1 protein-coding gene is annotated in these 204 nt (G+C 43.6%); it reads right to left on the bottom strand.

Annotated elements, in window-relative coordinates; translation table 11 throughout:
- A partial coding sequence (locus I3217_RS00005; protein ID WP_435047665.1) for a fibronectin type III domain-containing protein occupies positions 1-204 on the bottom strand: 204 nt, incomplete at both ends.

The following is a 204-nucleotide window of genomic DNA, read 5'->3' as shown; positions in this document are numbered from 1 at the left end:
GGAGATTCCGCATCTGGAGCAGCCAATGTTTCTACACTTAAACTATTACTTTGTCCCGAACGATTACCAGAACCATCTAAAGCCTCAACTGTAAATTCATACGCTGTTTCTGGCGTTAACCCTGATATATCCAGACTTGTCACCCCTGAAGTTAATCCTAAACTGGCTCCGTCCTGAAACACTTCATAATCCGTAACAGCCACA

The sequence above is a fragment of the Formosa sp. S-31 genome, from assembly GCF_051172795.1.
In the GTDB taxonomy this organism is placed as follows: domain Bacteria; phylum Bacteroidota; class Bacteroidia; order Flavobacteriales; family Flavobacteriaceae; genus Formosa.
This window is presented reverse-complemented; position numbering and strand designations above follow the sequence as displayed.